General features: G+C 39.5%; 23 protein-coding genes and 1 other annotated feature. Of the genes, 22 read left to right on the top strand and 1 reads right to left on the bottom strand.

Annotated features, from left to right (window positions below; translation table 11 throughout):
• Nucleotides 1–15: 15 nt before the first annotated feature.
• From sigE to pyrE, 22 genes are all read left to right on the top strand, one after another.
• Nucleotides 16–735 (top strand): RNA polymerase sporulation sigma factor SigE, encoded by a 720-nt coding sequence (sigE, locus tag JNUCC23_RS07890; RefSeq protein WP_028392934.1) that lies wholly within the window; start codon nt 16–18, stop codon nt 733–735.
• 143 nt (nt 736–878) lie between these two features.
• The gene (gene sigG / locus JNUCC23_RS07895; protein ID WP_062181394.1) at nt 879–1,658 is read left to right on the top strand and encodes an RNA polymerase sporulation sigma factor SigG; all 780 of its coding nucleotides are present in this window, start codon (nt 879–881) and stop codon (nt 1,656–1,658) included.
• A 403-nt stretch (nt 1,659–2,061) separates the two neighbouring features.
• Nucleotides 2,062–2,322 carry a YlmC/YmxH family sporulation protein gene (locus tag JNUCC23_RS07900; protein ID WP_049680699.1) on the top strand — a complete coding sequence of 87 codons (261 nt, stop codon included), beginning with the start codon at nt 2,062–2,064 and terminating at the stop codon, nt 2,320–2,322.
• A gap of 74 nt (nt 2,323–2,396) precedes the next feature.
• Nucleotides 2,397–3,218, top strand: coding sequence for a peptidoglycan editing factor PgeF (gene pgeF, locus JNUCC23_RS07905; RefSeq protein ID WP_454215131.1), 822 nt, complete (start codon nt 2,397–2,399; stop codon nt 3,216–3,218).
• Between the two features lie 8 nt (nt 3,219–3,226).
• Nucleotides 3,227–3,904, top strand: coding sequence for a YggS family pyridoxal phosphate-dependent enzyme (locus JNUCC23_RS07910; RefSeq protein WP_403073210.1), 678 nt, complete (start codon nt 3,227–3,229; stop codon nt 3,902–3,904).
• Between the two features lie 15 nt (nt 3,905–3,919).
• Nucleotides 3,920–4,375, top strand: a complete 456-nt coding sequence (locus JNUCC23_RS07915) for a cell division protein SepF (RefSeq protein WP_403073212.1) — start codon at nt 3,920–3,922, stop codon at nt 4,373–4,375.
• Nucleotides 4,376–4,381: 6 nt separating this feature from the next.
• Nucleotides 4,382–4,642, top strand: a complete 261-nt coding sequence (locus JNUCC23_RS07920) for a YggT family protein (RefSeq protein WP_403073214.1) — start codon at nt 4,382–4,384, stop codon at nt 4,640–4,642.
• Between the two features lie 169 nt (nt 4,643–4,811).
• On the top strand, nt 4,812–5,585 hold the full coding sequence (locus JNUCC23_RS07925) for a YlmH family RNA-binding protein (protein WP_403073216.1): 774 nt from the start codon (nt 4,812–4,814) through the stop codon (nt 5,583–5,585).
• A 73-nt stretch (nt 5,586–5,658) separates the two neighbouring features.
• Nucleotides 5,659–6,159 (top strand): DivIVA domain-containing protein, encoded by a 501-nt coding sequence (locus JNUCC23_RS07930; RefSeq protein WP_062181377.1) that lies wholly within the window; start codon nt 5,659–5,661, stop codon nt 6,157–6,159.
• Between the two features lie 61 nt (nt 6,160–6,220).
• Nucleotides 6,221–6,460 (top strand) — a binding site (T-box leader).
• A 272-nt stretch (nt 6,461–6,732) separates the two neighbouring features.
• The gene (gene ileS, locus JNUCC23_RS07935; protein WP_454215135.1) at nt 6,733–9,498 is read left to right on the top strand and encodes an isoleucine--tRNA ligase; all 2,766 of its coding nucleotides are present in this window, start codon (nt 6,733–6,735) and stop codon (nt 9,496–9,498) included.
• Nucleotides 9,499–9,789: 291 nt separating this feature from the next.
• Nucleotides 9,790–10,263, top strand: coding sequence for a signal peptidase II (gene lspA / locus JNUCC23_RS07940; protein ID WP_403073220.1), 474 nt, complete (start codon nt 9,790–9,792; stop codon nt 10,261–10,263).
• Entirely contained in the window at nt 10,256–11,170 is a 915-nt protein-coding gene (locus JNUCC23_RS07945; protein ID WP_403073222.1) for an RluA family pseudouridine synthase, read from the top strand. The genes lspA and JNUCC23_RS07945 overlap by 8 nt, the downstream gene beginning before the upstream one ends.
• 194 nt (nt 11,171–11,364) lie before the next feature.
• Nucleotides 11,365–11,907, top strand: coding sequence for a bifunctional pyr operon transcriptional regulator/uracil phosphoribosyltransferase PyrR (pyrR, locus tag JNUCC23_RS07950; protein ID WP_062181366.1), 543 nt, complete (start codon nt 11,365–11,367; stop codon nt 11,905–11,907).
• 182 nt (nt 11,908–12,089) lie between these two features.
• Nucleotides 12,090–13,367: a solute carrier family 23 protein gene (locus JNUCC23_RS07955; RefSeq protein WP_062183319.1), complete on the top strand. Its 1,278-nt coding sequence runs from the start codon at nt 12,090–12,092 to the stop codon at nt 13,365–13,367.
• 186 nt (nt 13,368–13,553) lie between these two features.
• Complete coding sequence (locus JNUCC23_RS07960; protein WP_454215137.1) at nt 13,554–14,489, top strand: aspartate carbamoyltransferase catalytic subunit; 936 nt, start codon at nt 13,554–13,556, stop codon at nt 14,487–14,489.
• The gene (locus JNUCC23_RS07965) at nt 14,452–15,738 is read left to right on the top strand and encodes a dihydroorotase (RefSeq protein WP_403073227.1); all 1,287 of its coding nucleotides are present in this window, start codon (nt 14,452–14,454) and stop codon (nt 15,736–15,738) included. The genes JNUCC23_RS07960 and JNUCC23_RS07965 overlap by 38 nt, the downstream gene beginning before the upstream one ends.
• Nucleotides 15,735–16,841, top strand: coding sequence for a carbamoyl phosphate synthase small subunit (locus tag JNUCC23_RS07970; RefSeq protein WP_403073229.1), 1,107 nt, complete (start codon nt 15,735–15,737; stop codon nt 16,839–16,841). Before JNUCC23_RS07965 ends, JNUCC23_RS07970 begins: the two co-directional genes overlap by 4 nt.
• The gene (gene carB, locus JNUCC23_RS07975) at nt 16,820–20,026 is read left to right on the top strand and encodes a carbamoyl-phosphate synthase large subunit (RefSeq protein ID WP_403073231.1); all 3,207 of its coding nucleotides are present in this window, start codon (nt 16,820–16,822) and stop codon (nt 20,024–20,026) included. The genes JNUCC23_RS07970 and carB overlap by 22 nt, the downstream gene beginning before the upstream one ends.
• Nucleotides 20,026–20,805 (top strand): dihydroorotate dehydrogenase electron transfer subunit, encoded by a 780-nt coding sequence (locus JNUCC23_RS07980; RefSeq protein WP_454216008.1) that lies wholly within the window; start codon nt 20,026–20,028, stop codon nt 20,803–20,805. Before carB ends, JNUCC23_RS07980 begins: the two co-directional genes overlap by 1 nt.
• Nucleotides 20,802–21,743: a dihydroorotate dehydrogenase gene (locus tag JNUCC23_RS07985; protein ID WP_454215140.1), complete on the top strand. Its 942-nt coding sequence runs from the start codon at nt 20,802–20,804 to the stop codon at nt 21,741–21,743. Before JNUCC23_RS07980 ends, JNUCC23_RS07985 begins: the two co-directional genes overlap by 4 nt.
• On the top strand, nt 21,715–22,437 hold the full coding sequence (gene pyrF, locus JNUCC23_RS07990; RefSeq protein WP_454215142.1) for an orotidine-5'-phosphate decarboxylase: 723 nt from the start codon (nt 21,715–21,717) through the stop codon (nt 22,435–22,437). The genes JNUCC23_RS07985 and pyrF overlap by 29 nt, the downstream gene beginning before the upstream one ends.
• Nucleotides 22,427–23,062: an orotate phosphoribosyltransferase gene (gene pyrE, locus JNUCC23_RS07995; protein WP_403073237.1), complete on the top strand. Its 636-nt coding sequence runs from the start codon at nt 22,427–22,429 to the stop codon at nt 23,060–23,062. Before pyrF ends, pyrE begins: the two co-directional genes overlap by 11 nt.
• Nucleotides 23,063–23,114: 52 nt before the next feature.
• On the opposite strand, the gene JNUCC23_RS08000 is transcribed toward pyrE, so the two are convergent.
• The gene (locus tag JNUCC23_RS08000; RefSeq protein WP_454215144.1) at nt 23,115–24,830 is read right to left on the bottom strand and encodes an Rqc2 family fibronectin-binding protein; all 1,716 of its coding nucleotides are present in this window, start codon (nt 24,828–24,830) and stop codon (nt 23,115–23,117) included.
• Between the last annotated feature and the right edge of the window lie 2 nt (nt 24,831–24,832).

Raw genomic sequence — 24,832 nt, forward strand, 5'->3', positions numbered from 1 at the left:
GAAGGGAGAATTCAATTGAAAAAAACTATTCTGCGTCTCACCTATTACTGGTATAAACTATTGTTTAAGCTCGGGTTGAAAACAGACGAAATTTTCTACATTGGAGGGAGTGAGGCCTTGCCACCTCCGCTCTCCAAAGAAGAAGAGGAAGTGTTAATTAATAAATTACCAAAAGGTGACGAAACAGCACGTGCCATGCTAATTGAGAGAAACTTACGACTTGTTGTTTATATTGCGAGAAAATTTGAGAATACAGGCATTAATATCGAGGATTTAATCAGCATTGGTACAATAGGCTTAATCAAAGCTGTTAATACTTTTAATCCAGAGAAAAAAATTAAATTAGCTACATATGCATCCAGGTGTATCGAGAATGAAATCCTCATGTATCTGCGGAGAAATAATAAGATTCGTTCTGAGGTGAGCTTTGATGAGCCGCTTAATATCGATTGGGATGGCAATGAGTTACTGCTTTCCGATGTACTTGGAACAGAGGAAGATATAATTACGAAAGATCTAGAAGCTAATGTAGACCGAAAATTGTTAACAAAGGCACTTACGCAGCTTTCTGATCGAGAGAAACAAATTATGGAACTACGATTTGGATTAGCAGGACAAGAAGAAAAAACACAAAAGGATGTAGCGGATATGTTAGGGATTTCTCAATCTTATATTTCTAGACTAGAAAAAAGAATTATTAAAAGACTTAGAAAAGAATTTAATAAAATGGTATGAAAAAAAATTTTCTAAATGCAAATAGCGATTGGCACTGGGTTGATCTTTAATCGGTGTTTTTAACGATCCCTCACTGTGCATATTTTTCAAACTCCGGGAGATACTTAATTTTGAAAGGCAGCTCCTGTGAGGAGGGAAAAATTTTGTCTCGTAACAAGGTTGAGATTTGCGGTGTTGATACATCAAAACTACCGGTATTAAAAAATGAAGAAATGCGGATACTCTTTAAAGAAATGCAAGGTGGCGATACATCAGCGAGAGAAAAACTGGTAAACGGCAATCTTCGGCTCGTGTTGAGCGTAATTCAGCGCTTCAATAACCGGGGGGAATTTGTGGATGATCTATTTCAGGTAGGCTGCATTGGTTTAATGAAATCGATTGATAATTTCGATTTGGGTCAGAATGTTAAATTTTCGACATATGCTGTCCCGATGATTATCGGAGAGATTAGAAGATATTTACGTGATAATAATCCAATCAGGGTTTCCCGCTCGTTAAGAGATATCGCCTATAAAGCTTTACAGGTAAAAGAAAAGTTGATGAGCCGAACATTGCGCGAACCAACTGCTGCAGAAATTGCCAAAGAATTAGATGTATCCCACGAAGAAATCGTCTTTGCACTCGACGCAATTCAGGATCCAGTTTCATTGTTCGAGCCAATTTATAATGATGGTGGAGATCCGATTTACGTATTAGACCAATTAAGTGATGAAAAAAATAAAGACAGTCAATGGATTGATGAAATTGCGTTGAATGAAGGAATGCGTCGTCTGAATGAACGAGAGAAAATGATTCTCCGAAAACGATTTTTCCAAGGGAAAACCCAAATGGAAGTGGCCGAGGAAATTGGCATCTCACAAGCACAAGTATCAAGACTTGAGAAGGCAGCAATTCGGCAAATGAATAAGAATATCCAACAATGAAAAATTATTGTTTGGACAGTAACCGACTCCATTTCTTGGCATATGTCAAGAATATGGAGTTTTTTATGTATTAATGTGTGTATTAAAAATTGAACTAAGAAAGTTTTAAAATCAAGTACATGTGGTTTCTTTTTAAACATATACATAGTATTAAGAAATAACATGGCGTAAAACTCTACAATTTAGTTTGACGGAAGGCTTGATAAAATTGAGAAACTATTCAAATAAATTGGCGGAGCAGAGTTGCAGTTTTATCCTGCATTAACGGGCAGTAAGACCCCCACCTTAAGGCTTGGAGGAATCTAAGATGCGAAGGTGGGGGATGAAGAAAATCCTCACTGATTGAAGTTTTACTTTATTAAAATGATATTTAATTTTGAATAAAGAAGAGGAGCTGATCAAAATGGTCAGAATATCTGAATTTCAAATAAAAGATATTGTCAATATAGGGGATGGAAAAAGATTAGGAAATATGGTGGACCTTATTATTAATCCTCAAGCAGGTTCCATTGAAGCGATCATTGTATCGAATGGAAGCAGAATGCTTGGTATTTTTGGAAAAGACGAAGAGATTATCATACCATGGAAAAAAATAAAAAAAGTCGGTGAAGATGTTATTCTAGTTGAACATTCATTTGCATTTAAAGAAAACCTTGATGATTAGCAAGTAATTCTGCTTTTCATAGTGAAAATAAAGGGTAATGTGATACACTAAATAAAAAACAAGAGGTAGGGATTATGACAGAACCATTTCTATTGCATGAAGAAGAGTTTTTTTATCTCGAAAGCTGGATGAATAAGTTTCCAGGGCTAGTCGCAGGTTTCACTACAAAAAATGGTGGAGTTAGCAAGGCGCCCTATGCTTCGTTGAATATTGGCTTTCATGTGGGTGATAACAAGGAGGATGTTGTCGCAAATCGCAGTCTGCTAGCCGAAAAGCTATCTTTTCCTTTAACCGAATGGGTTTGTGCCGAACAGACGCATGAGACAAAGGTTGTGAAAGTTTTGCCGTCTGACTGTGGAAAGGGTGCGAAGGATTATCTTTCCAGTCTCAAAGCAACGGACGGACTTTTTACAACAGAGAAACAAATTCTCCTCACCCTTTGTTATGCGGACTGTGTTCCTCTTTATTTCATCGCACCAAAGTATAGCATGGTGGGAGTAGCTCATGCGGGGTGGAAGGGAACAGTCGCAGGGATTGCAACTTCCATGATCCAGTCATGGAATCAAGCGGGTATCCTGTCATCAGATATTCATGTAACGATTGGTCCATCCATTTGTGGCGATTGTTATGTTGTCGATGATAAAGTTGTCAAGTTTGTGCAAAAATTGCTGGAAGATTATGACGAAAAGCCATATAATTTAATTAGTGAAGGACAATATAACCTAAATCTGAAACAGGTCAATGCTGAAATTCTAGTAAAGGCCGGGGTTCCTCGAGAACAAATAGACATTTCTACACTATGTACCAGCTGTGAAAACGAAAAGTTTTTCTCTCATCGACGTGATCAAGGAAAGTCAGGACGTCTCATGAGTTTCATTGGCTGGAAGGAGGAATAAAGGGAACATTGAGAGTAGTAGATAATAAAACGATCATTGATGAAAAAATAAAAGCTGCATGTCAGAAAAGTGGCAGAAACAGTGATGAAATTACGATAGTAGCCGTGACAAAATACGTTTCAGTGGAGCGTGCTAATGAAGCAATAGAGGCTGGGCTTATGTCTCTCGGTGAAAATCGAGATGAAGGGCTTTTAAATAAATATGCTGTATTAGGGGACAAGCCAACCTGGCATTATATTGGCAGCCTGCAAACTAGGAAGGTCAAAAATATCATTGATAAAGTGGAATATATACATTCTCTTGATCGGATGTCATTGGCTGAAGAAATTGAAAAACGGGCAACTAGGCCTATAAAATGTCTAGTGCAGGTAAATGTTTCTGGTGAAGAGTCTAAGCATGGAATGACTCCTTTAGAGACGTTATCGTTTATTCGTAATTTAGAATCTTTTACAAATATTCAAATAGCTGGGTTAATGACAATGGCTCCTCTTACGGAAGATGAAAATGAACTTCGGGCTTGCTTTAAAAAATTAAAGGAGCTACAAAAAGAAGTTCAAGCTGCCAACATGACACATGCACCATGTATGGAGTTATCAATGGGAATGTCGAATGATTTTACTATTGCCATTGAAGAAGGTGCAACGATGATTCGCATAGGAACTGCATTAGTCGGTGGGGAATCCTAAGGAGGTATACGTTTCATGTCATTCGTATCAAAATTTAAATCATATTTCGCATTAGATGATGAATATGAATACAGGGAAGAATTGGTCGAGGAAGAGGTGAAGGAAGCGAAACCAATGAAATCATCGAAAAGCGCGCATTCCTCCCAGAATGAAAATAAGAATGTAGTAAGTTTGCAAAGTGTTCAAAAATCTTCTAAAGTAGTATTATTAGAACCGCGTGCATATGCAGAAGCCCAAGAAGTAGCAGATCATTTAAAAAATCGTCGTGCAGTTGTCGTAAACTTGCAACGAATCCAGCATGATCAAGCTAAACGTATTGTCGATTTCCTAAGCGGAACAGTTTATGCGATCAGTGGTGACATACAAAAAATTGGTACAGATATATTCTTATGTACTCCGGATAATGTGGATGTTTCCGGAAATATTACCGGGTTTGCTTTGGACGAGGAGTACGAAGAAGCGAGGTGGTAAAGCGAAATGACAATGTTAGTTGGGATTTTATTAACGGTAATTAGATTTTATTCATATGCACTAGTTGCCTATATTTTAATGTCATGGTTTCCTAATGCAAGAGAAACAGCGATTGGGCAGTTTTTAGCTAGAATCAGTGAGCCATATTTAGAACCGTTTAGAAGATTTGTTCCGTCTTTTGGAATGATTGACTTTTCACCAATTGTTGCAATACTTGCTCTGCAGTTTGCAGGATATGGGATCAGGCAGATTTTCTCATGGCTCTAAAGGCTTTTTATAGTGCGTGTTCAAAAAAGCCAAGAAATTTTGCGAGCGATAGTCTCAAACCTTGCGGGTATCCAGTAATACGTAAGAACTTAAGAGACGAAGTGACAAAGAAATTCGCAAGCTTGTTTACTGGACCTTTTGAACAACCTTTTAAAGGGAGTATTATTTCATGAATATTTACCAGCATTTCAGGCCGGAAGAAAAAGAGTTTATTGATCGTGCACTTGGATGGATAGAGGCAGTAAAGCAGAATTATTCTCCCAGATTAACTGATTTTCTTAATCCGCGTGAACAACAAATCTTACTTGCTTTGGCTGGAAATGATGCTGCCGCTTTGCTGCGATTTTTTGGAGGCAGTGAAGTGGTAGAGCGCAAACGTGCCCTCATTTATCCCGATTATTATGTTCCAGAGGAAGCAGACTATCAAATGACTTTATACGAAATATCGTATCCAAAGAAATTTATTTCGCTTACGCATAGGCATGTTCTAGGAACACTTATGTCGCTTGGTTTGAAGCGTGAAAAATTTGGTGACATTTTAGTAGATGGACAGAATATTCAATTTATCGCGGCTGCGGAAATTGAGGATTATCTTACTGCAAACTTAGAAAAGATGGGCAAAGCTTCTGTTTCCATAAAAAAGCTTTCTTTAACAGAAATTATTGTAGAGCAAGGGAACTGGGAGGAGCAGAGTCATACCGTATCATCGCTTCGACTTGATGCCCTACTTGCAGCCTTTACTAATTTATCGAGACAAAAAGCCCAAGCCTTACTAGCTGCTGGCAAGGTAAAGGTCAATTTCAAAAGTACTGAGCAGGGTTCAATGGAATGCCGTGAAGGGGACACTTTATCTGTGAGAGGATTTGGTAGAGCCAAGGTCTTGTCGATAGATGGTAAAACGAAAAAAGATAAATGGCGAGTTAGTATCGGCAGGAAAAAATAACGAAGAAATTAGTAGGAAACACGTGAATGTTGTCATAAATATAAGACTTATAGAGAATACGTGGAGGTGCATCATGCCATTAACCCCGATTGATATACATAATAAGGAGTTCAGTAAAGGCTTCCGTGGATATGATGAAGATGAAGTAAATGAATTTCTTGATCAGATTATTAAGGATTATGAGCTGATTCTCCGGGAAAAAAAAGAACTTGAACAGAAACTGAATGAAGTAGACGATCGTCTTGGCCATTTTAATAATATTGAGGGAACACTGAATAAATCCATCATCATTGCTCAAGAGGCTGCCGAAGAAGTAAAACGTAACGCCCAAAAAGAAGCAAAGTTGATAATTAAAGAAGCTGAGAAGAACGCAGATCGGATAGTTAATGATTCACTCAGCAAAGCAAGAAAACTTGCTCTGGAAATTGAAGATTTGAAAAAACAATCCAAAGTATTTAGGATAAGGTTCAAGATGCTAGTTGAAGCGCAGTTAGATTTGCTAGGTTCAGATGACTGGGACCACCTAATGGAATATGAAGTCGATGCAACAGAATTTGCAGACAAAGATTCATAATCCCTTCTTGACTTTTTGCACTTATTTCGCATATAATTTCTTACAATCAACTTAATATTGATATGAAACGATGATAGGGATAGTAAATGCATTCATACACTTATTTAAGCGAACTGGAGATGGTGGAAGTCCGGTATAAGTGAACGTATTGAATATCACCCTGGAGTTCCGAGTCGAACCCGTTAATGGCAGTAAACAAGGCGTTACATTCACGTTACGAATGCTTGAGAGGATAAAGATTGTCTAATACTTTATCTAGCCAGGGTGGTACCGCGGGAATATAAGTCTTCTCGTCCCTATTTTAGGGATGAGAGGACTTTTTTTGTTGCTTAAAAACGTTACAGAATTTTTTATGTCGATAGAGACTGGGTCTATCTGTATTCAGCAAAGCATAACCCCGTATAGCCTCCAGTGTAGGGAGTCAAAATACAGACTATTTATTTGGAGAACCACATGCTTTATCAGAATTATACAGGATGTGCTGACTACAATGTTCGCCAGAGGATGTGGTGGACGATAGGAGAAGTTCCGTAAAGGCGTTTTAAGCTTTTCTAATAGGATGGAGGAAGAATAATGGAATACAAAGATACTTTATTGATGCCAAAAACAGAATTTCCGATGAGAGGAAATTTACCGAAAAGAGAACCTGAAATGCAATCAGCATGGGAAGAAATGAATATTTATCAAAAGGTTCAGGAAAAAACGAAAGGCCGTCCGCTTTTCATCCTTCATGATGGACCTCCCTATGCAAATGGAGATATCCATATGGGGCATGCTTTAAACAAGGTTTTGAAGGACTTCATTGTTCGTTTTAAATCAATGACTGGTTTTCACGCACCATACGTACCTGGTTGGGATACACACGGTCTTCCAATTGAAACGGCTTTAACAAAAAAAGGTGTAAAGCGGAAAGAAATGAGTGTCGCAGAATTTCGTAAGCTTTGTGAAGAATATGCATATCAACAAATTGATGGTCAACGTGAGCAATTTAAACGTTTAGGTGTTCGTGGCGATTGGGAAAACCCATATATTACTCTAAAGCCTGAATACGAAGCACAGCAAATTAAAGTGTTCGGTGATATGGCGAAGAAAGGGTATATTTATAAAGGGAAAAAACCAGTTTATTGGTCTCCTTCAAGTGAATCTGCACTTGCTGAAGCTGAGATCGAATACCAAGATAAACGCTCAGCATCGATTTATGTTGCGTTTGATGTTGTAGACGGTAAGGATGTCCTTGAAAAAGGCACGAAAATCGTGATCTGGACAACGACTCCTTGGACCATTCCAGCAAACCTAGGTATTTCCGTTCACCCTGATTTGACATATGTTGTCGTAGAAGTGGATGGAACACACTATGTAGTTGCACAAGCACTACTTGAAGCAGTCACTGCGACAATCGCTTGGGAAAATCCAACTGTTGTTAAAACGGTAAAAGGGAATGAACTAGAACACGTTTTAGCGAAACATCCTCTATATGACCGTCAATCGCTTGTTATGCTCGGTGAACATGTAACAACAGATGCTGGTACTGGTTGTGTGCACACTGCGCCTGGACACGGGGAAGATGACTTTATCGTTGGTCAAAAATACGGTCTTGATGTTTTGTGCCCAGTTGATGAAAAAGGGGTTATGACTGAAGAAGCAGGAGAGTTTGCGGGTCTTTTCTATGATGAGGCAAATAAACCGATTACTGAAAAGTTACAGGAAATTGGCGCATTATTAAAATTGAGCTTCATTACCCACTCATATCCACATGACTGGCGGACGAAGAAACCGACAATCTTCCGTGCAACCGCTCAATGGTTTGCATCCATTAAAGATTTCCGAAGTGATCTATTGACAGCAATTGAAGAAACAAAATGGGTTCCAGCTTGGGGAGAAACTCGTCTGTATAATATGGTTCGTGACCGTGGAGACTGGTGTATTTCTCGTCAACGTGCTTGGGGAGTTCCGATTCCTGTCTTTTATGCAGAAGATGGCCAGGAAATCATCACAGATGAGACGATTAATCATGTATCTGATTTATTCCGCGAACATGGATCAAACGTTTGGTTTGAACGTGAAGCGAAGGACTTGCTTCCGGAAGGATTTTCACATGTTGGTAGTCCAAATGGTCTCTTTACAAAAGAAACAGATATTATGGATGTTTGGTTCGATTCAGGATCATCACATCAAGCCGTTTTGGAAGAGCGTGAAGACTTGCAACGCCCTGCTGATTTGTATTTAGAAGGGTCAGACCAATATCGCGGTTGGTTTAACTCATCGCTTTCAACAGCAGTAGCAGTAACAGGGAAAGCGCCGTATAAAGGCGTACTAAGTCATGGTTTTGCTCTTGATGGCGAAGGTCGTAAAATGAGTAAGTCAATTGGCAACGTCGTAATACCAGCAAAAGTAATGAATCAACTGGGAGCAGATATTCTTCGTTTATGGGTTGCTTCTGTAGACTATCAATCAGATGTACGTGTATCTGACCCCATTCTTAAACAAGTGGCAGATGTATATCGTAAAATTCGAAATACATTCCGTTTCCTTTTAGGGAATTTGGAAGGATTTAATCCAGAAACCGATAAAGTTGCATTTGAAAATCTTCATGAAGTCGATCAGTTTATGATGATTAAATTGAATAAATTGATCAAACAAACAAAATTGGCCTATGAAAACTATGAATTTGCATCCATCTATCACCTTGTCAATAATTTCTGTACGCTTGATTTAAGTGCTTTCTACTTGGATTATGCAAAGGATATTTTATATTGTGAGGCACCGGATAGCCACGATCGCAGAGCTATTCAAACTTTCTTATACGAAGCACTAGTAAGTTTGACTAAGCTTGTTTCACCGATCCTTTCTCATACAGCAGATGAAGTTTGGGCATTCATTCCTGGTGTTTCCGAGGAGAGCGCTCAGCTAACATTGATGCCTGAAGAATATTCAGTGACCAACACGAACACCATCGAAGAAAAGTGGAATGCTTTCTTAGATCTTCGTGATGATGTACTTAAAGCGTTAGAAGAAGCAAGAAATCAAAAAGTGATTGGGAAATCTTTGAACGCCAAAGTAACTGTTTATGTAGATGAAAAAGAAAAGACTTTGTTGAATAGCATCGAAGAAAATCTTGAACAACTATTCATTGTTTCTAAGTTTGAAGTAGGTGGAACAGTGGAAGAGGCTCCTGATCAAGGAATTAAATTAGACAAAGCCGTAATCGTAGTTGAAAAAGCTGAAGGTGAAACATGTGAACGCTGCTGGAATGTTTCAGAAAAAGTCGGGACAGTTGAAGCACATCCAACTCTTTGCCCTCGCTGCGCTACAGTTATGACGGAACATTATACAAACTAAATTAGCCATCCAATAAGGATGTGTCATCAGGTCTGTTTTCCACATCATGATATCCAGAGAACATCATGATGTGGGGACAGGCCTTTTAGAGGTTGTTCAAAAAAGTCCGCTAAAAAAGCTTGCGAATTGCATCAAAGCTCTGTTGCTCCTCGAACTTCGCGGTTCTACTTAATCTCCTTTTTGAACACGCATTTTTAAAATTCGGCTTAAAAAACAATCTTCATTATGCAATGAATCAAGATTATGCTACAATTCATAAGAAAAGATTGCGATTAGTTTGGGGGATTGAATGTGTTCTACTATATAATTGCCCTGTTGGTTATTGCAGCTGATCAGTTAACGAAGTGGTTGGTTGTAAAAAAGATGGAATATGGGGAAAGTATCGAAATTATTGAAAATTATCTATATATAACTTCACATCGAAATCGTGGTGCTGCCTGGGGAATTCTTCAAGGTCAAATGTGGTTCTTTTACGTGATTACGATAGTCGTCATGATCGGCATCATCTACTACATTCAGAAATTGAGCAAAGAAAGTAAACTTCTCGGAGTAGCGCTTGGCTTAATGCTAGGTGGAGCGATTGGTAATTTCATTGATCGAGTGATCAGAAAAGAAGTAGTGGATTTCGTTCATACGTACATTTTTAATTATAGCTTCCCAGTATTTAATGTTGCCGATTCAGCACTTTGTATTGGTGTTGCCTTACTCGTAATTTATATGTTTTTATCAGAAAGACAAGAAAAAAAGGAGCGAAAGAATGACTAATTTTACATACAACATTGAATCAACAGAAAGTAAAGCGCGAATTGACAAGGCGTTAGCAACTTTGAACGCAGAATGGTCTCGTAATCAAGTTCAGCAATGGATTAAAGAGGGCCATGTTCTTGTGAATGGTGTTGCTGTGAAAACGAATTACAAATGTCAAGAAGGCGATGAGGTCATCGTTACAATTCCTGAACTTGAAGAATTGGATGTTGTCGCAGAAGAAATGAATTTAGAGATTTTCTATGAAGACAGTGATGTTCTTGTCGTGAATAAACCTCGCGGGATGGTCGTTCACCCGGCACCAGGTCATACTTCTGGGACACTCGTGAATGGTTTAATGGCACACTGTACGGATTTATCAGGAATTAATGGCGTCATGCGTCCAGGAATTGTTCATCGTATTGATAAAGATACATCTGGTTTATTAATGGTTGCTAAAAATGATATGGCCCATGAAGGTCTTGTACAACAGTTGGTTGATAAATCCGTAACTAGAAAATATCAAGCAATTGTACACGGTGTGATTCCCCATGATTTTGGAACGATTGATGCACCAATTGGTCGTGACAAGAAAGATCGCCAAAGTATGACTGTGACTGATGAAAATTCAAAAAATGCTGTCACTCATTTCAGGGTAATCGAACGATTCAAGAATTTCACTCATGTTGAATGTCAATTAGAGACAGGGAGAACCCACCAAATTCGTGTTCACATGAAATATATCGGGTATCCGCTCGCTGGAGATCCGAAATACGGTCCAAGGAAAACATTGGATATAAATGGACAAGCTCTACACGCAGGACTGTTGGGCTTTGTACATCCAAGATCGAAGGAGTATATAGAATTCGAAGCACCGCTTCCAAAAGAGTTTGAAGAATTGTTGGATTACTTAACTAAAAGTAATTGACAGCTTTGAGAAATAGAGATAAAATAAAAATAAGTTAAATATGAACCTTTAAATCGGTCCAGTGAGACCGAGAAGGAAAACGGATTAATTGGCCGACCTTATGTTGCCAATTTTTAAAAAATCCCTATGCCTTCTTGGTATGGGGATTTTTTAATGATAATAAACCCATCATATAGTGAGAAGGGGAGACATACATGACTGAGAAAGCCATAGTGTTAGATGAACAAGCGATTCGTCGTGCACTGACTAGGATTGCGCATGAGATCATCGAGAAAAATAAAGGCATTGAAAATTGCGTTTTAATTGGGATTCGAACACGAGGAATTTACCTTGCAAATCGATTGGCAGAAAGAATCAGTGAAATCGAAGGCAAGGGGATACAAGTGGGAGAGCTTGATATCACACTTTACCGCGATGATTTATCAAAAACGACAGCGGATGGAAATCCGATCGTAAACGGATCAGATATTCCAGTCGAAATTGAGCAAAAAACCGTTATTCTCGTGGATGACGTTTTGTATACAGGCAGAACAGTACGGGCAGGAATGGATGCACTAGTTGATATGGGAAGACCTTCACAAATCCAGCTTGCAGTCTTAATAGACAGAGGTCATCGAGAATTGCCGATACGTGCGGATTTTGTGGGTAAGAACGTACCAACATCCCAAACAGAGAAAATATCTGTCGCCTTAACTGAAGTTGATCATGAAGATCAAGTAAGTATATTAGAAAAATAAATAAAGCCCTTTTTAATAGGTGGTCCTGAGAGGCTGACAAAGGGGAGTATGCTAAAGACGTGATCATGCCTTTATACAGGCATAATCAACTCTTAAGCAAACCTCTTTGTGCACACGGCAAAGAGGTTTTTTTATGTGAATGGGAGGAAAGTTTCGTGGAACAAGTAAAGAAAAAAGACATCATGTATGATGTAGAAGATGTACCTAAATTAGGACATTGGATTACATTAAGTTTACAGCATTTATTCGCCATGTTCGGTGCGACAGTACTTGTTCCCTTCTTAGTAGGACTAAGTCCAGCGGTAGCACTCGTATCAAGTGGACTAGGAACATTAGCATACCTACTTATTACAAAAGGAAAGATTCCAGCCTATCTAGGATCATCGTTCGCCTTTATTTCACCAATTATTGCCGCTAAAGCTTCGAGTGGTCCCGGCAGTGCCATGATCGGCTGTTTCGTTGCAGGTTTGGTATACGGGCTTGTTGCATTAATTATTTATAAAGCAGGTTTAAATTGGTTAATGAATATCCTACCGCCAGTTGTCGTTGGTCCAGTTATTATGGTTATTGGCTTGAGCTTAGCTCCAACGGCTGTCAATATGGCGATGTATATGAATCCAAATACAGATCATCAAATTTATAGTATTACGAATATCACAATTGCCCTGATTACTTTAATTGTAACGATTGTTGGGAACATTTATTTTAAAGGCTTCTTCGGATTGATCCCGATTTTAATCGGTATTACCGTCGGATACATTTGCTCCATTATTGCTGGCATCGTTAATTTTGAACCAATTCGAGAAGCAAATTGGTTTGAAATACCAGAATTCATGGTGCCATTTGCAACATACACACCTACATTTTCTTGGGGTGTCATCGCCATTATGGTTCCAGTCGCGATTGTGACTCTTTCCGAACATATTGGCCATCAAATGGTATTAAGTAAAGTAGTGGGACGAAACTTCCTTGAAAAGCCTGGCTTACATCGTTCGATTGCAGGGGATGGTGCAGGGATTTTGATTGGCTCAATCATTGGTGGGCCACCCCTTACCTCATATGGTGAAAATATCGGTGTGCTAACAATGACAAGAGCATACAGTGTATACATTATCGGTGGTGCAGCGGTAACAGCCATCATTTTCGGATTTGTTGGTAAAATTTCTGCAGTAATTAGCTCGATTCCTTCAGCAGTTATGGGCGGCATCTCCATTCTCTTGTTCGGAATCATTGCATCAAGCGGCTTGAGAATGCTGGTCGATAATAAAATCGATTTTGATAAAAAACGAAATTTAATGATCGCCTCTGTCATACTAGTATTAGGGATTGGCGGTGCATTCCTGAAATTATCGGCTGAAATTTCCTTATCTGGAATGGCATTATCTGCAATCGTCGGCATCTTACTAAATCTTATCTTACCTGGAAGAGAAAAAGTATCAGGAGATATGTTTGAAAATTAATCCTTTTAATAAAAAATACCATATAGATTTTATCACCTTTTAAACGAAGTCCAGAGAGGCTGCTAAGGGTGTGATAGGAAAGAGAGGTGAATGTACTTCACCTTCTATCTTTGCCTACCCTCACCCTGTCCTTTTATGGCAGGGTATTTTTTTAAGCTTAATCGTTAATGGGGAGGGAGCCTTATCATGAAAAATTTATTGACAATGAGTGAATTGACTACGATGGAAATCGAGCAATTGCTTATAGAAGCAGAGCAGTTTGCTAATGGAGAAACGTGGAGACCGTCGCAACAGACAATGATTGCTAATTTATTCTTTGAAGCTAGTACAAGAACAAAGAGCAGTTTTGAAGTGGCTGAAAGAAAGCTTGGCTTAGAAGTTATTCCTTTTGATGCGGGAACATCTAGTGTTCTGAAAGGAGAAACGCTTTACGATACGGCAAAAACATTAGAGTCAATTGGTGTAGAGGCTCTTGTAATTAGACATGAGACGGATCAATACTTTAATGAACTTATCGGTAAATTGAAAATCCCGGTGATCAATGCAGGTGATGGTTGTGGTCACCATCCTACTCAATCCCTTCTCGATTTAATGACGATTAAGCAGGAGTTTGATAGCTTTAAAGGGTTGAAAATTGCCATTATTGGTGACATATTACATAGCAGGGTTGCGAGATCGAATGCAGATGCCCTCACTAGATTAGGTGCGAATGTCGTTTTTTCCGGACCACCTGAATGGTTTAATCAAAATATGAATCAGGGAAGTTATGAACCTATTGATGAAGCGGTTGCCACTGCTGATGTTGTTATGCTTTTACGTATCCAGCATGAACGTCATCATCAAAACAGTGAGAAAATGATCGATGATTATTTACAAAGATACGGCCTCACAAAAAAACGTGAAAAAACGATGAAAAAGCAGGCTATTATCATGCATCCAGCACCAATTAACCGCGGTGTAGAAATAGATAGTGAATTAGTTGAATGTGAGCGATCACGTATCTTTAAGCAAATGGAAAATGGTGTATATGTAAGAATGGCCGTATTAAAAACAGCGCTAGCAGAAAAAAAAGGGGGAAATATTCATGAAGAAACTAATCAAAAATGGAGTATTGCTCGATAAGAACCACCAATTATTTCATGCAGATATTGAAATAGTAGGTAATGTCATCACGAAAATTGGGCCAAATTTATCAGGGGAAAATTGTGAAATGATCGATGCTTCAGGACTGCTTGTTGCTCCAGGTCTTATCGATCTTCATGTACATTTACGTGAACCAGGCGGTGAGCATAAAGAAACGATCGCTTCTGGAACGCTTGCTGCTGCAAAGGGCGGTTACACTACACTAGCTACGATGCCCAATACACGACCTGTTCCTGATACGAAAGAACATCTTGAGAGTATTCTTTCAATAATTGACGAAACAGCACATGTTCGTGTATTGCCATATGCCTCAATTACGATAAGGGAAGCAGGAAAAGAACTCACGGAATTCGCTACATTGAAAGAAACAGGCGCATTTGCTTTTACTGATGATGGCGTGGGGATTCAGAGTGCAGGGATGATGCTTGAAGCGATGAAGCGAGCGGCAAAGCTTGGAATGCCAATCGTTGCACATTGTGAAGAAGAAACATTAATCAATAAAGGGTGTGTACATGAAGGGAGTTTTTCTGAAGCCCATGGACTCAGAGGGATCCCATCTGTATGTGAATCCGTACATATTGCTCGTGACATCCTACTTGCAGAAGCAGCGGGCTGTCATTACCATGTGTGTCATATAAGTACAAAGGAATCGGTAAGAGTAGTCAGAGATGCTAAACGGGCAGGAATTCATGTTACGGCCGAGGTGTCTCCACATCATCTTCTTCTATGTGATGAAGATATACCAGAATTGGATACGAATTATAAAATGAACCCACCGTTAAGAGGGAAAGAAGATCGGGCTGCTCTGATTGAAGGATTATTAGACGGTACCATTGATTTTATCGCGACTGACCATGCCCCACATCATGAAAAGGAAAAAGCAGAAGGTATGGAATTAGCTCCATTCGGAATTGTTGGATTAGAGACTGCGTTCCCGCTTTTATATACAAACTTTGTAAAAACAAACATCCTTACTATCGGACAGTTACTTGATTATATGACAAAAAAACCTGCCGAAGCATTCTCCCTTCCATATGGTGAGATCAAAGAAGGAGCTTGCGCAGATATTGTTTTGCTAGATTTAGAAGTAGAACAAATCATTGATCGAAATGAGTTTGTTTCTAAAGGAAAAAATACACCATTTCATGGGCAAACATGTACAGGATGGCCGGTTATGACAATTGCAGCAGGTAAAGTAGCATGGGAAAAAGGAAGTGTAAAACAATGAAAAGACAACTAATCTTAGAAGATGGTACGGTTTTTATTGGAAAAGCATTTGGTAGCACGACTGAAAAAATTGGTGAAGTTGTATTTAATACAGGAATGACGGGGTATCAAGAAATTTTGTCAGACCCTTCATACTGCGGACAAATTGTAACATTAACATATCCACTGATCGGAAATTACGGCATAAATCGTGATGATTTTGAATCGATTCATCCAGCGATTGCTGGAATGGTCGTTAAAGAAGTGGCGGAACTCCCATCAAATTGGCGCAGTGAATTGTCTTTGGATGAATTTTTAAAACAAAAGGGAATCCCAGGGATAAGCGGCATTGATACGAGAAAGCTCACAAGAATCATTCGTAACCATGGAACATTAAAAGGGATCATTTGCGGCCTGAACCATAAATCGGAAAGTATTATCGAACAAATGAAAGCAACCGTTTTGCCTGTTACCCAAGTTAAGCAAGTTTCGACGAAAACAGCATATCGCAATCCAGGCAGAGGATATCGGGTCGTACTTGTTGATTATGGAATGAAACAAGGTATTTTAAGAGATTTGAATGATCGTGGATTCGATGTAATTGTTGTGCCACATAATTCTACGGCTAAAGAAGTGTTAAATCTCCATCCTGATGGCATCATGCTATCGAACGGACCTGGAGATCCAGAAGATGTAACGTGTGCGATTGAAATGATCAAAGAACTACAAGGTAAAGTTCCGATTTTTGGAATTTGTTTAGGTCATCAGTTGTTTGCTTTAGCAAATGGATGCAAAACCGAAAAAATGAAATTCGGCCACCGCGGTTCGAATCATCCTGTGAAAGACTTACGAACTGGAAAAGTTGCCTTAACTTCTCAGAATCATGGCTATACCGTAAACGTAGACTCGATCCAAGGAACAGACCTTGAAGTAACTCATATTGCATTGAATGACGAAACAATTGAAGGGTTAAAGCATAAAACATACCCAGCATTTACTGTGCAATACCATCCAGAAGCATCACCAGGTCCACAAGACGCTAATTACTTATTTGATGAATTTTACAAAATGATTGAAGCCCATGCGGCGGGAGGGGAAGTATTATGCCAAAACGTACAAATATAAAAAGCATCCTTGTGATTGGTTCAGGTCCTATCGTCATCGGTCAAGCAGCAGAATTCGATTATGCAGGAACTCAAGCTTGTATGGCTTTAAAAGAAGAAGGATACCGCGTCATTTTGATTAATTCAAATCCAGCAACGATTATGACAGACAGTGAAATGGCTGACAAAGTTTATATAGAGCCGATTACACTTGAATTTGTAAGTAAAATTATCCGTAAAGAACGTCCTGATGCTTTATTGCCAACATTGGGAGGCCAGACAGGACTAAATATGGCAGTAGAGCTTGCGAATGCTGGAATTCTCGAAGAATGTGGCGTCGAAATACTTGGAACAAAGCTATCTGCGATTCAACAAGCGGAGGATCGAGATTTATTCCGTAACTTAATGAATGAACTTGGCGAACCTGTACCGGACAGTGAAATTATTCATAACCTAGAAGAAGCAAAACAATTCGTAGAACAAGTAGGCTACCCAGTCATTGTCCGCCCAGCCTTTACATTAGGTGGAACAGGCGGTGGGATTTGTTCAGATGAAGACGAATTACTTGAAATTGTAACTGGAGGACTAAAAAGCAGTCCGGTTACTCAATGCTTGTTAGAAAAAAGCATCGCTGGCTTCAAAGAAATTGAATATGAAGTAATGCGTGATGCGAATGACAATGCAATCGTTGTCTGTAATATGGAGAATTTCGATCCGGTAGGTGTCCATACAGGCGATTCGATCGTAGCTGCGCCAAGCCAAACATTAAGTGACCGTGAATATCAAATGCTTAGAAACACATCATTAAAAATCATCAGAGCGCTGAAGATCGAAGGGGGCTGCAATGTCCAGCTTGCACTTGACCCAGACAGCTATCAATATTATGTTATTGAAGTGAATCCGCGTGTAAGTCGTTCTTCTGCACTTGCATCAAAAGCAACAGGCTATCCGATCGCTAAACTAGCTGCAAAGATTGCCGTTGGGTTAACGCTAGATGAAATGATGAACCCGGTAACAGGTAAAACATATGCAAGCTTTGAACCAGCTCTGGATTATGTCGTAACGAAAATTCCTCGCTGGCCATTCGATAAATTCGAATCAGCTAATCGGAATCTCGGAACACAAATGAAAGCAACGGGCGAAGTAATGGCAATCGGACGTACATTTGAAGAGTCAATCTTAAAAGCGGTCCGTTCACTAGAAGCAGGCTTCCATCATTTAGAGCTACAAGAAGATACGGATGATGCTGTAATCGAAAAGAGAATCCGAAAAGCTGGTGATGAACGATTGTTTTATATCGGTGAAGCCTTACGCAGAGGTGTGACGATTCAAACGATTCATGATTGGAGCGAAATCGATTTATTCTTTTTACAAAAATTAAAAAACATCGTTGATTTTGAAAAAGAATTAAAGCAGAATCCATTTGATGAAGAAGTATTATTGACGGGTAAGCAAATGGGCTTTTCTGATAAAAAAATTGCATCTCTTTGGCAAGAACAAGAAATAACGGTATACAAGTGGCGAAAAGAAAAAGGGATTATGCCGGTATACAAAATGGTTGATACGTGTGCAGCAGAATTCGAGTCAGAGACACCATACTTTTACGGTACGTTTGAGGATGAGAATGAGTCAGTAGTGACAGATAAGAAAAGTGTTGTTGTCCTTGGATCAGGCCCAATCCGCATCGGTCAAGGCGTAGAGTTTGATTATGCGACCGTTCATTCCGTTTGGGCGATAAAAGAAGCAGGGTATGAAGCCATTATCATCAATAATAATCCAGAAACTGTATCAACTGATTTCAGTATTTCTGACAAATTGTATTTTGAACCGTTAACCATTGAAGATGTTATGCATGTGATTGACCTTGAAAAGCCGATTGGGGTTATCGTTCAATTTGGTGGGCAAACGGCGATCAATCTTGCTGCACAATTAGCGGAACATGGAGTGACGATCCTCGGTACATCACTTGAAGATTTGGATCGGGCAGAGAATAGAGATAAGTTCGAACATGCATTATCAGAAATGGCGATCCCACAGCCAAAAGGAAAAACAGCCTTTTCGGTTGAAGAAGCAGTCAAAATCGCAACAGAAATTGGCTATCCTACATTAGTCAGACCTTCCTATGTGCTTGGTGGTAGAGCGATGGAAATTGTCGATAAAGAAGAAGAACTTCTGCACTATATGAAACATGCAGTGAAAATTAATCCGGAACATCCTGTCCTAATTGACCGTTATTTAACAGGAAAAGAAATTGAAGTAGATGCCATTTCAGATGGGAATACAGTTGTTATTCCGGGAATAATGGAACATATCGAGCGTGCTGGCGTCCATTCAGGCGACTCTATTGCCGTCTATCCTCCGCAAAATATTACCACTTTGCAAATGGAGAAAATCGTAGAATATACGGAGAAATTAGCAAAAGGACTCAATATTATCGGCTTACTTAATATTCAATATGTCATAAGTAAAGATGAGGTATATGTAATTGAAGTAAACCCTCGATCTAGTCGTACAGTTCCGTTTTTAAGTAAAATCACGAATATTCCAATGGCTAATCTTGCCACGAAGGTCATTCTAGGTAAGACATTAGAGGAACTAGGGTTTAGCAATGGACTTGTGCCTGAGAAGAAAGGTGTCTATGTAAAAGTACCTGTGTTCTCTTTTGCGAAATTGAAAAGAGTTGATATTACTTTAGGACCTGAAATGAAATCTACAGGTGAAGTAATGGGTAAGGACGTCACATTGGAAAAAGCGTTGTATAAAGGGCTTGTTGCATCTGGTATGGAAGTTAGAGAACATGGGTCAGTCTTGTTGACAGTGGCTGACAAAGATAAACAAGAAGTGTTACAGCTTGCAAGGCGCTTTCATGCAATTGGTTACAACCTGATTGCAACAAGCGGTACCGCAGCCATGCTGAAAAATGAAAACATCCCAGTATCAATCGTTGATAAAATCGGCTCTGAGCATAAAAATGTTCTAGATGTAATTAGAATGGGTGAAGCACAGCTTGTTGTGAATACATTAACGAAAGGAAAACAGCCTGAGCGTGACGGTTTCCGGATTCGCCGCGAATCTGTTGAAAATAATATCCCTTGTCTAACATCACTTGATACAGCTGAAGCGATTCTTGGGGTAATTGAGTCGATGAATTTCACAGCAGAGCCAATGGAACATGCATCTCAGAGTCGGGAGGTTATCTATACATGATAAAAAATGAGGCAATGAAAATCGTCAGCCAACAAGAAATTGCAGAATCGATTTATGAGCTGACTTTATCCGGAAGCCTTGTTACTGAAATGAATCAACCAGGGCAATTTGTACACATTAAGACAGGAAACGGGTATGAACCACTTTTAAGAAGACCGATTAGCATCTCGGCAATCGACAAAGAGAATAATACCTTTACAATGGTATATCGTGCAGAGGGAAAAGGGACCTCTCTGTTATCGCAAGAAAAGAATGACGCTGCAATTGATGTTCTTGGGCCACTTGGAAATGGATTTCCGGCAGAGGCTGCGATGCCAGGAGAAACAGCGTTGCTAGTAGGAGGAGGGATTGGTGTTCCTCCTTTATACGAACTATCACAACGGTTAACGAAATTAGGTGTAAATGTTATCCATGTCCTAGGTTTTCAAAATGCTGCGACGGTTTTTTATGAAGAGAAGTTCCAAGCGTTGGGTGAAACCTATATTACAACAGTCGATGGCAGCCATGGAACAAAAGGTTTTGTAACGGATGTTATTGATAAATTAAGTGATAGCTATACAACAATCTTTGCTTGTGGGCCAACCCCAATGCTTCGTGCATTGGAGTCTGCCTACAAAGAAACGAAAGAGGTATTTCTTTCACTTGAAGAACGGATGGGCTGTGGAATCGGCGCTTGCTTTGCTTGTGTGTGTCACACAGCCGATGATCCGACAGGTTTTCATTATAAAAAAGTATGTAGTGACGGTCCGGTCTTTCGTGCGGGAGAGGTGGTTCTATGAATATGCTTGATATCCAATTACCAGGGTTAGACTTAAAAAACCCAATCATGCCTGCGTCTGGCTGTTTTGGCTTTGGTAAGGAATTTGGGAATTTATATGATTTGAATGTTCTTGGTGCGATTATGGTGAAGGCCACAACCCCCGAACCACGTTTTGGTAATCCGACACCAAGAGTTGCTGAAACGTCTTCTGGGATGTTAAATGCGATTGGACTGCAAAACCCAGGTTTAAAGCACGTTATGGCAGATGAATTACCATGGCTTAACCAGTTTGATGTGCCGATTATTGCTAATATAGCAGGATCTCAAGTAGAAGATTATGTAACGGTTGCTAGGGAAATCAGCAAGATAAGTAACGTGAAGGCGCTCGAATTAAATATTTCCTGCCCCAATGTCAAGGAAGGAGGGATTACGTTTGGAACGGATCCTCTCGTTGCAAAAAACGTAACGGAAGCGGTTAGAGCAGTCTCGGAAGTTCCAGTATACGTGAAGTTATCTCCAAATGTTACAAACATCGTGGAAATGGCTCAAGCTGTCGAGGCTGGTGGCGCCGATGGTTTGACAATGATTAACACATTAATGGGCATGCGTCTTGATATGAAAACGGGTATTCCAATCCTCGCCAATAAAACAGGTGGATTATCAGGTCCGGCGATTAAACCAGTCGCTATACGAATGATTTATGAAGTGAGTCAAGCAGTAACGATTCCGATCATTGGTATGGGAGGCATCATGACGGCAGAAGATGTTATCGAATTTTTCTATGCAGGAGCAAGTGCTGTCGCTGTCGGAACTGCTAATTTTACCGATCCATTTGTTTGCCCAAAAATTATTGAAGAGTTACCCGTTCTTCTAAAAAAATTAGGATATAATCATATATCAGAATGTACGGGAAGGAGTTGGAATAAACATGAGCAATTTGCCAATCATCGCGCTTGATTTTCCAGGAATTAAGGAAACAAAAGATTTTTTATCAAAATTCCAAACAGAAAAATTATTTGTAAAAGTCGGGATGGAATTATATTATCAATCGGGTCCTGCGATTGTAGAGTACTTAAAAGAAAATAATCATCAAGTATTCCTTGATCTAAAGCTTCATGATATTCCTAATACAGTGAAAAGTGCTATGAAAGTACTTGCCAGCCTTGAAGTGGACATTACAAATGTACATGCTGCAGGTGGTCAAAGAATGATGGAGGCTGCATTGGAAGGTCTAAATTCCGGGACAGTATCCGGAAAAAATAGACCAACTTGTATCGCGGTTACGCAGCTAACGAGCACAAGCACTAGTCAGATGAATAAGGAACAATTAATTGAAGGAGAATTGGAACGATCAGTGCTCCACTATGCTCGCCTTGCTAAACAATCAGGATTAGATGGAGTGGTCTGTTCACCACTTGAAGTAAGTAGTATCCATTTTGAATTAGGTTCGAACTTCCTAACTGTGACGCCAGGTATTCGTTTGGCTGATGGAAACGCACATGACCAGATTAGAATCGCAACTCCACAAAAAGCGAGAGAGCTCGGTTCAGACTTCATAGTCGTCGGCAGGGCGATTACCGGAGCAAATGAGCCACTATCCGCTTATCAAACAATCAAGAGAGCCTGGGAGGGTATACAACATGTTAAATGAACAAATTGCAGAACAATTATTAAAAATTAAAGCCGTATTCTTACAACCGAATGACCCATTCACATGGTCCTCTGGTATTAAATCCCCTATTTATTGTGATAACAGATTAACCCTTTCTTATCCTGATGTTCGCAGACAAATCGCGACTGGCTTGCAAACATTAATTGCAGAACATTTTCCTGATACCGAAATTATTGCTGGGACAGCGACAGGAGCGATTGCCCATGCTGCTTGGGTAAGTGAAAATATGAATCTGCCGATGTGCTATGTGCGTTCTAAACCAAAAGGCCATGGTAAAGGCAATCAAGTAGAAGGAAAAGTAGGGCCGGGTGATAAAGTTATTGTCATTGAAGATCTTATTTCAACGGGAGGAAGTGTGATTGATTCCGTACAGGCTCTTCGTGAAGCTGGTTGCGATGTATTAGGGGTTGTATCGATCTTTACATATGGATTAGAGGAAGGAAGAAAACAACTTGAAACAGCTAATATACGATCTTATTCACTAAGTGATTATGCTAGCTTAATCCAAGTTGCGAGCCGTGAAGGGTATATTTTAGAAGAAGATATTGAGAAATTGAACAATTGGAGAGTAAACCCTACGGATACAGCGTGGATGACCGTATAACTGATTTAAAATACCCCCGCATACAACAAGTGTGCGGGGGTGAAATTTATATTCATTTCTCTTCCTTCATATTAATGACTTGATCTGGGCTAGGCGTCACATAAACCGTTTGTTGGTTATCGTATATAACAAATCCAGGTTTTGAACCATTCGGTTTTTTTACATGGCGCACTTTTGTGAAATCGACCGGTACTGAACTGGACGTTTGCGCTTTACTGAAGTAAGCAGCCAATCCTGCAGCTTCTTTGATCGTTTCACTGCTTGGATCTTCGCTACGGATGATGACATGGGAGCCGGGAATGTCTTTAGTATGAAGCCAGATTTCATCACGACGTGCAAATTTATTCGTTAAGTACTCATTTTGTTTATTGTTTTTACCTACAAAGATTTGCGTGCCGTCGTTCGAATAATATTGTTCAAGCACAGGCTTTGCATTTGCAGGCTTTTTCATGCCTTTTTTTTGTTTCTTTTTTATATAACCTTCTTCTTGTAGCTCTTCACGTATTTCATCAATATCTTTTGGTGACGCGGATTGTAGCTGCTGATGTAAACGATCGAAATAGGCAACCTCAGCTTCCGCTTTCTCAATTTGTTCTTGAACAAATACAACAGCGTTTTTTGCTTTCTGATATTTCGAGAAATACTTCTGTGCATTTTCTGCTGGTGTCTTTTGCGGATTCAGATTAATGGTAACCGTTTGGCCATCTTCTTCGTAATAATTGATGACTTCAATTTCTTTCATGCCACGTTTCATTTGATAGAGATTTGCGGTTAACAGCTCACCGAAAAGTTGATATTCTTCTCCACGTTCGCTTTCTTGCAATGTTCTTTCAAGCTTGCCAATTTTCTTTTTGTTTTTTTCCAATTCATTCGAAATAAATCGTTCTAGATCATTGCCTTGCTGTTTCACACGATCTCTTTTGGCCTTGCCAAAATAATAGCGATCTAGCATCTCGCTTAAGGTTGCAAAAGAACGTCCTTCGCCTTGAATATGTTGTAGTTCTATCATATAGAATGATTCTTTTTCATCAGAATTCACAATACTAGGCGAATATTCACGGTTCGCAAGTTTCTTGATTAACGATAAAAAAGCGGTGGGAAGTGTAGCCCGGTTTACTAGTCCGGCTGTATGAATCACTTCTTTCGCAAATAGTGGGGAGACACCAGCGAAACTGGCCACTATTTGTTTATCCACTTTACCTGCATTAAAATCAATTGCTTTTAACACATCATCTTCAGTTGCGGTAAAGGGATTCATTTTTTCCTGAGCTGGTGGTGCAATATAGGTTTGTCCAGGCAAGATAGCCCGGTGACTATTTACCGCATATGAAACATGCTTAATGCTATCTAGAATCGTGTTCTTTTCCTTATCGACCAAGATAATATTACTATGGCGCCCCATGATTTCCACAATTAATAGTTTCTGTGACAGGTCCCCGAGCTCGTTTCTCCCTTTTACTTCAATCATTAGCATCCGATCAAGGCCTTCTTGGTAAATGTTTTCAATTGTATAGCCTTCTAAATGTTTACGCAGTAACATGCAAAACATCGGTGGCTCTTTTGGATTTTCGTAGGTTTCTTCTGTAATTTGAAATCGTGCATAACTTGGGTGTGCTGATAATAAGAGTTTATGATTTTTCCCACCCGCACGAATGATTAGGATGAGTTCATTTTTATAAGGCTGATGAATTTTACTGATTCTCCCACCGTTCAATTGCGAAAATATTTCTTCTGTCATTGCTTTTGTAAATAATCCGTCAAAAGACATAT

The sequence above is a fragment of the Peribacillus sp. JNUCC 23 genome, assembly GCF_053653995.1.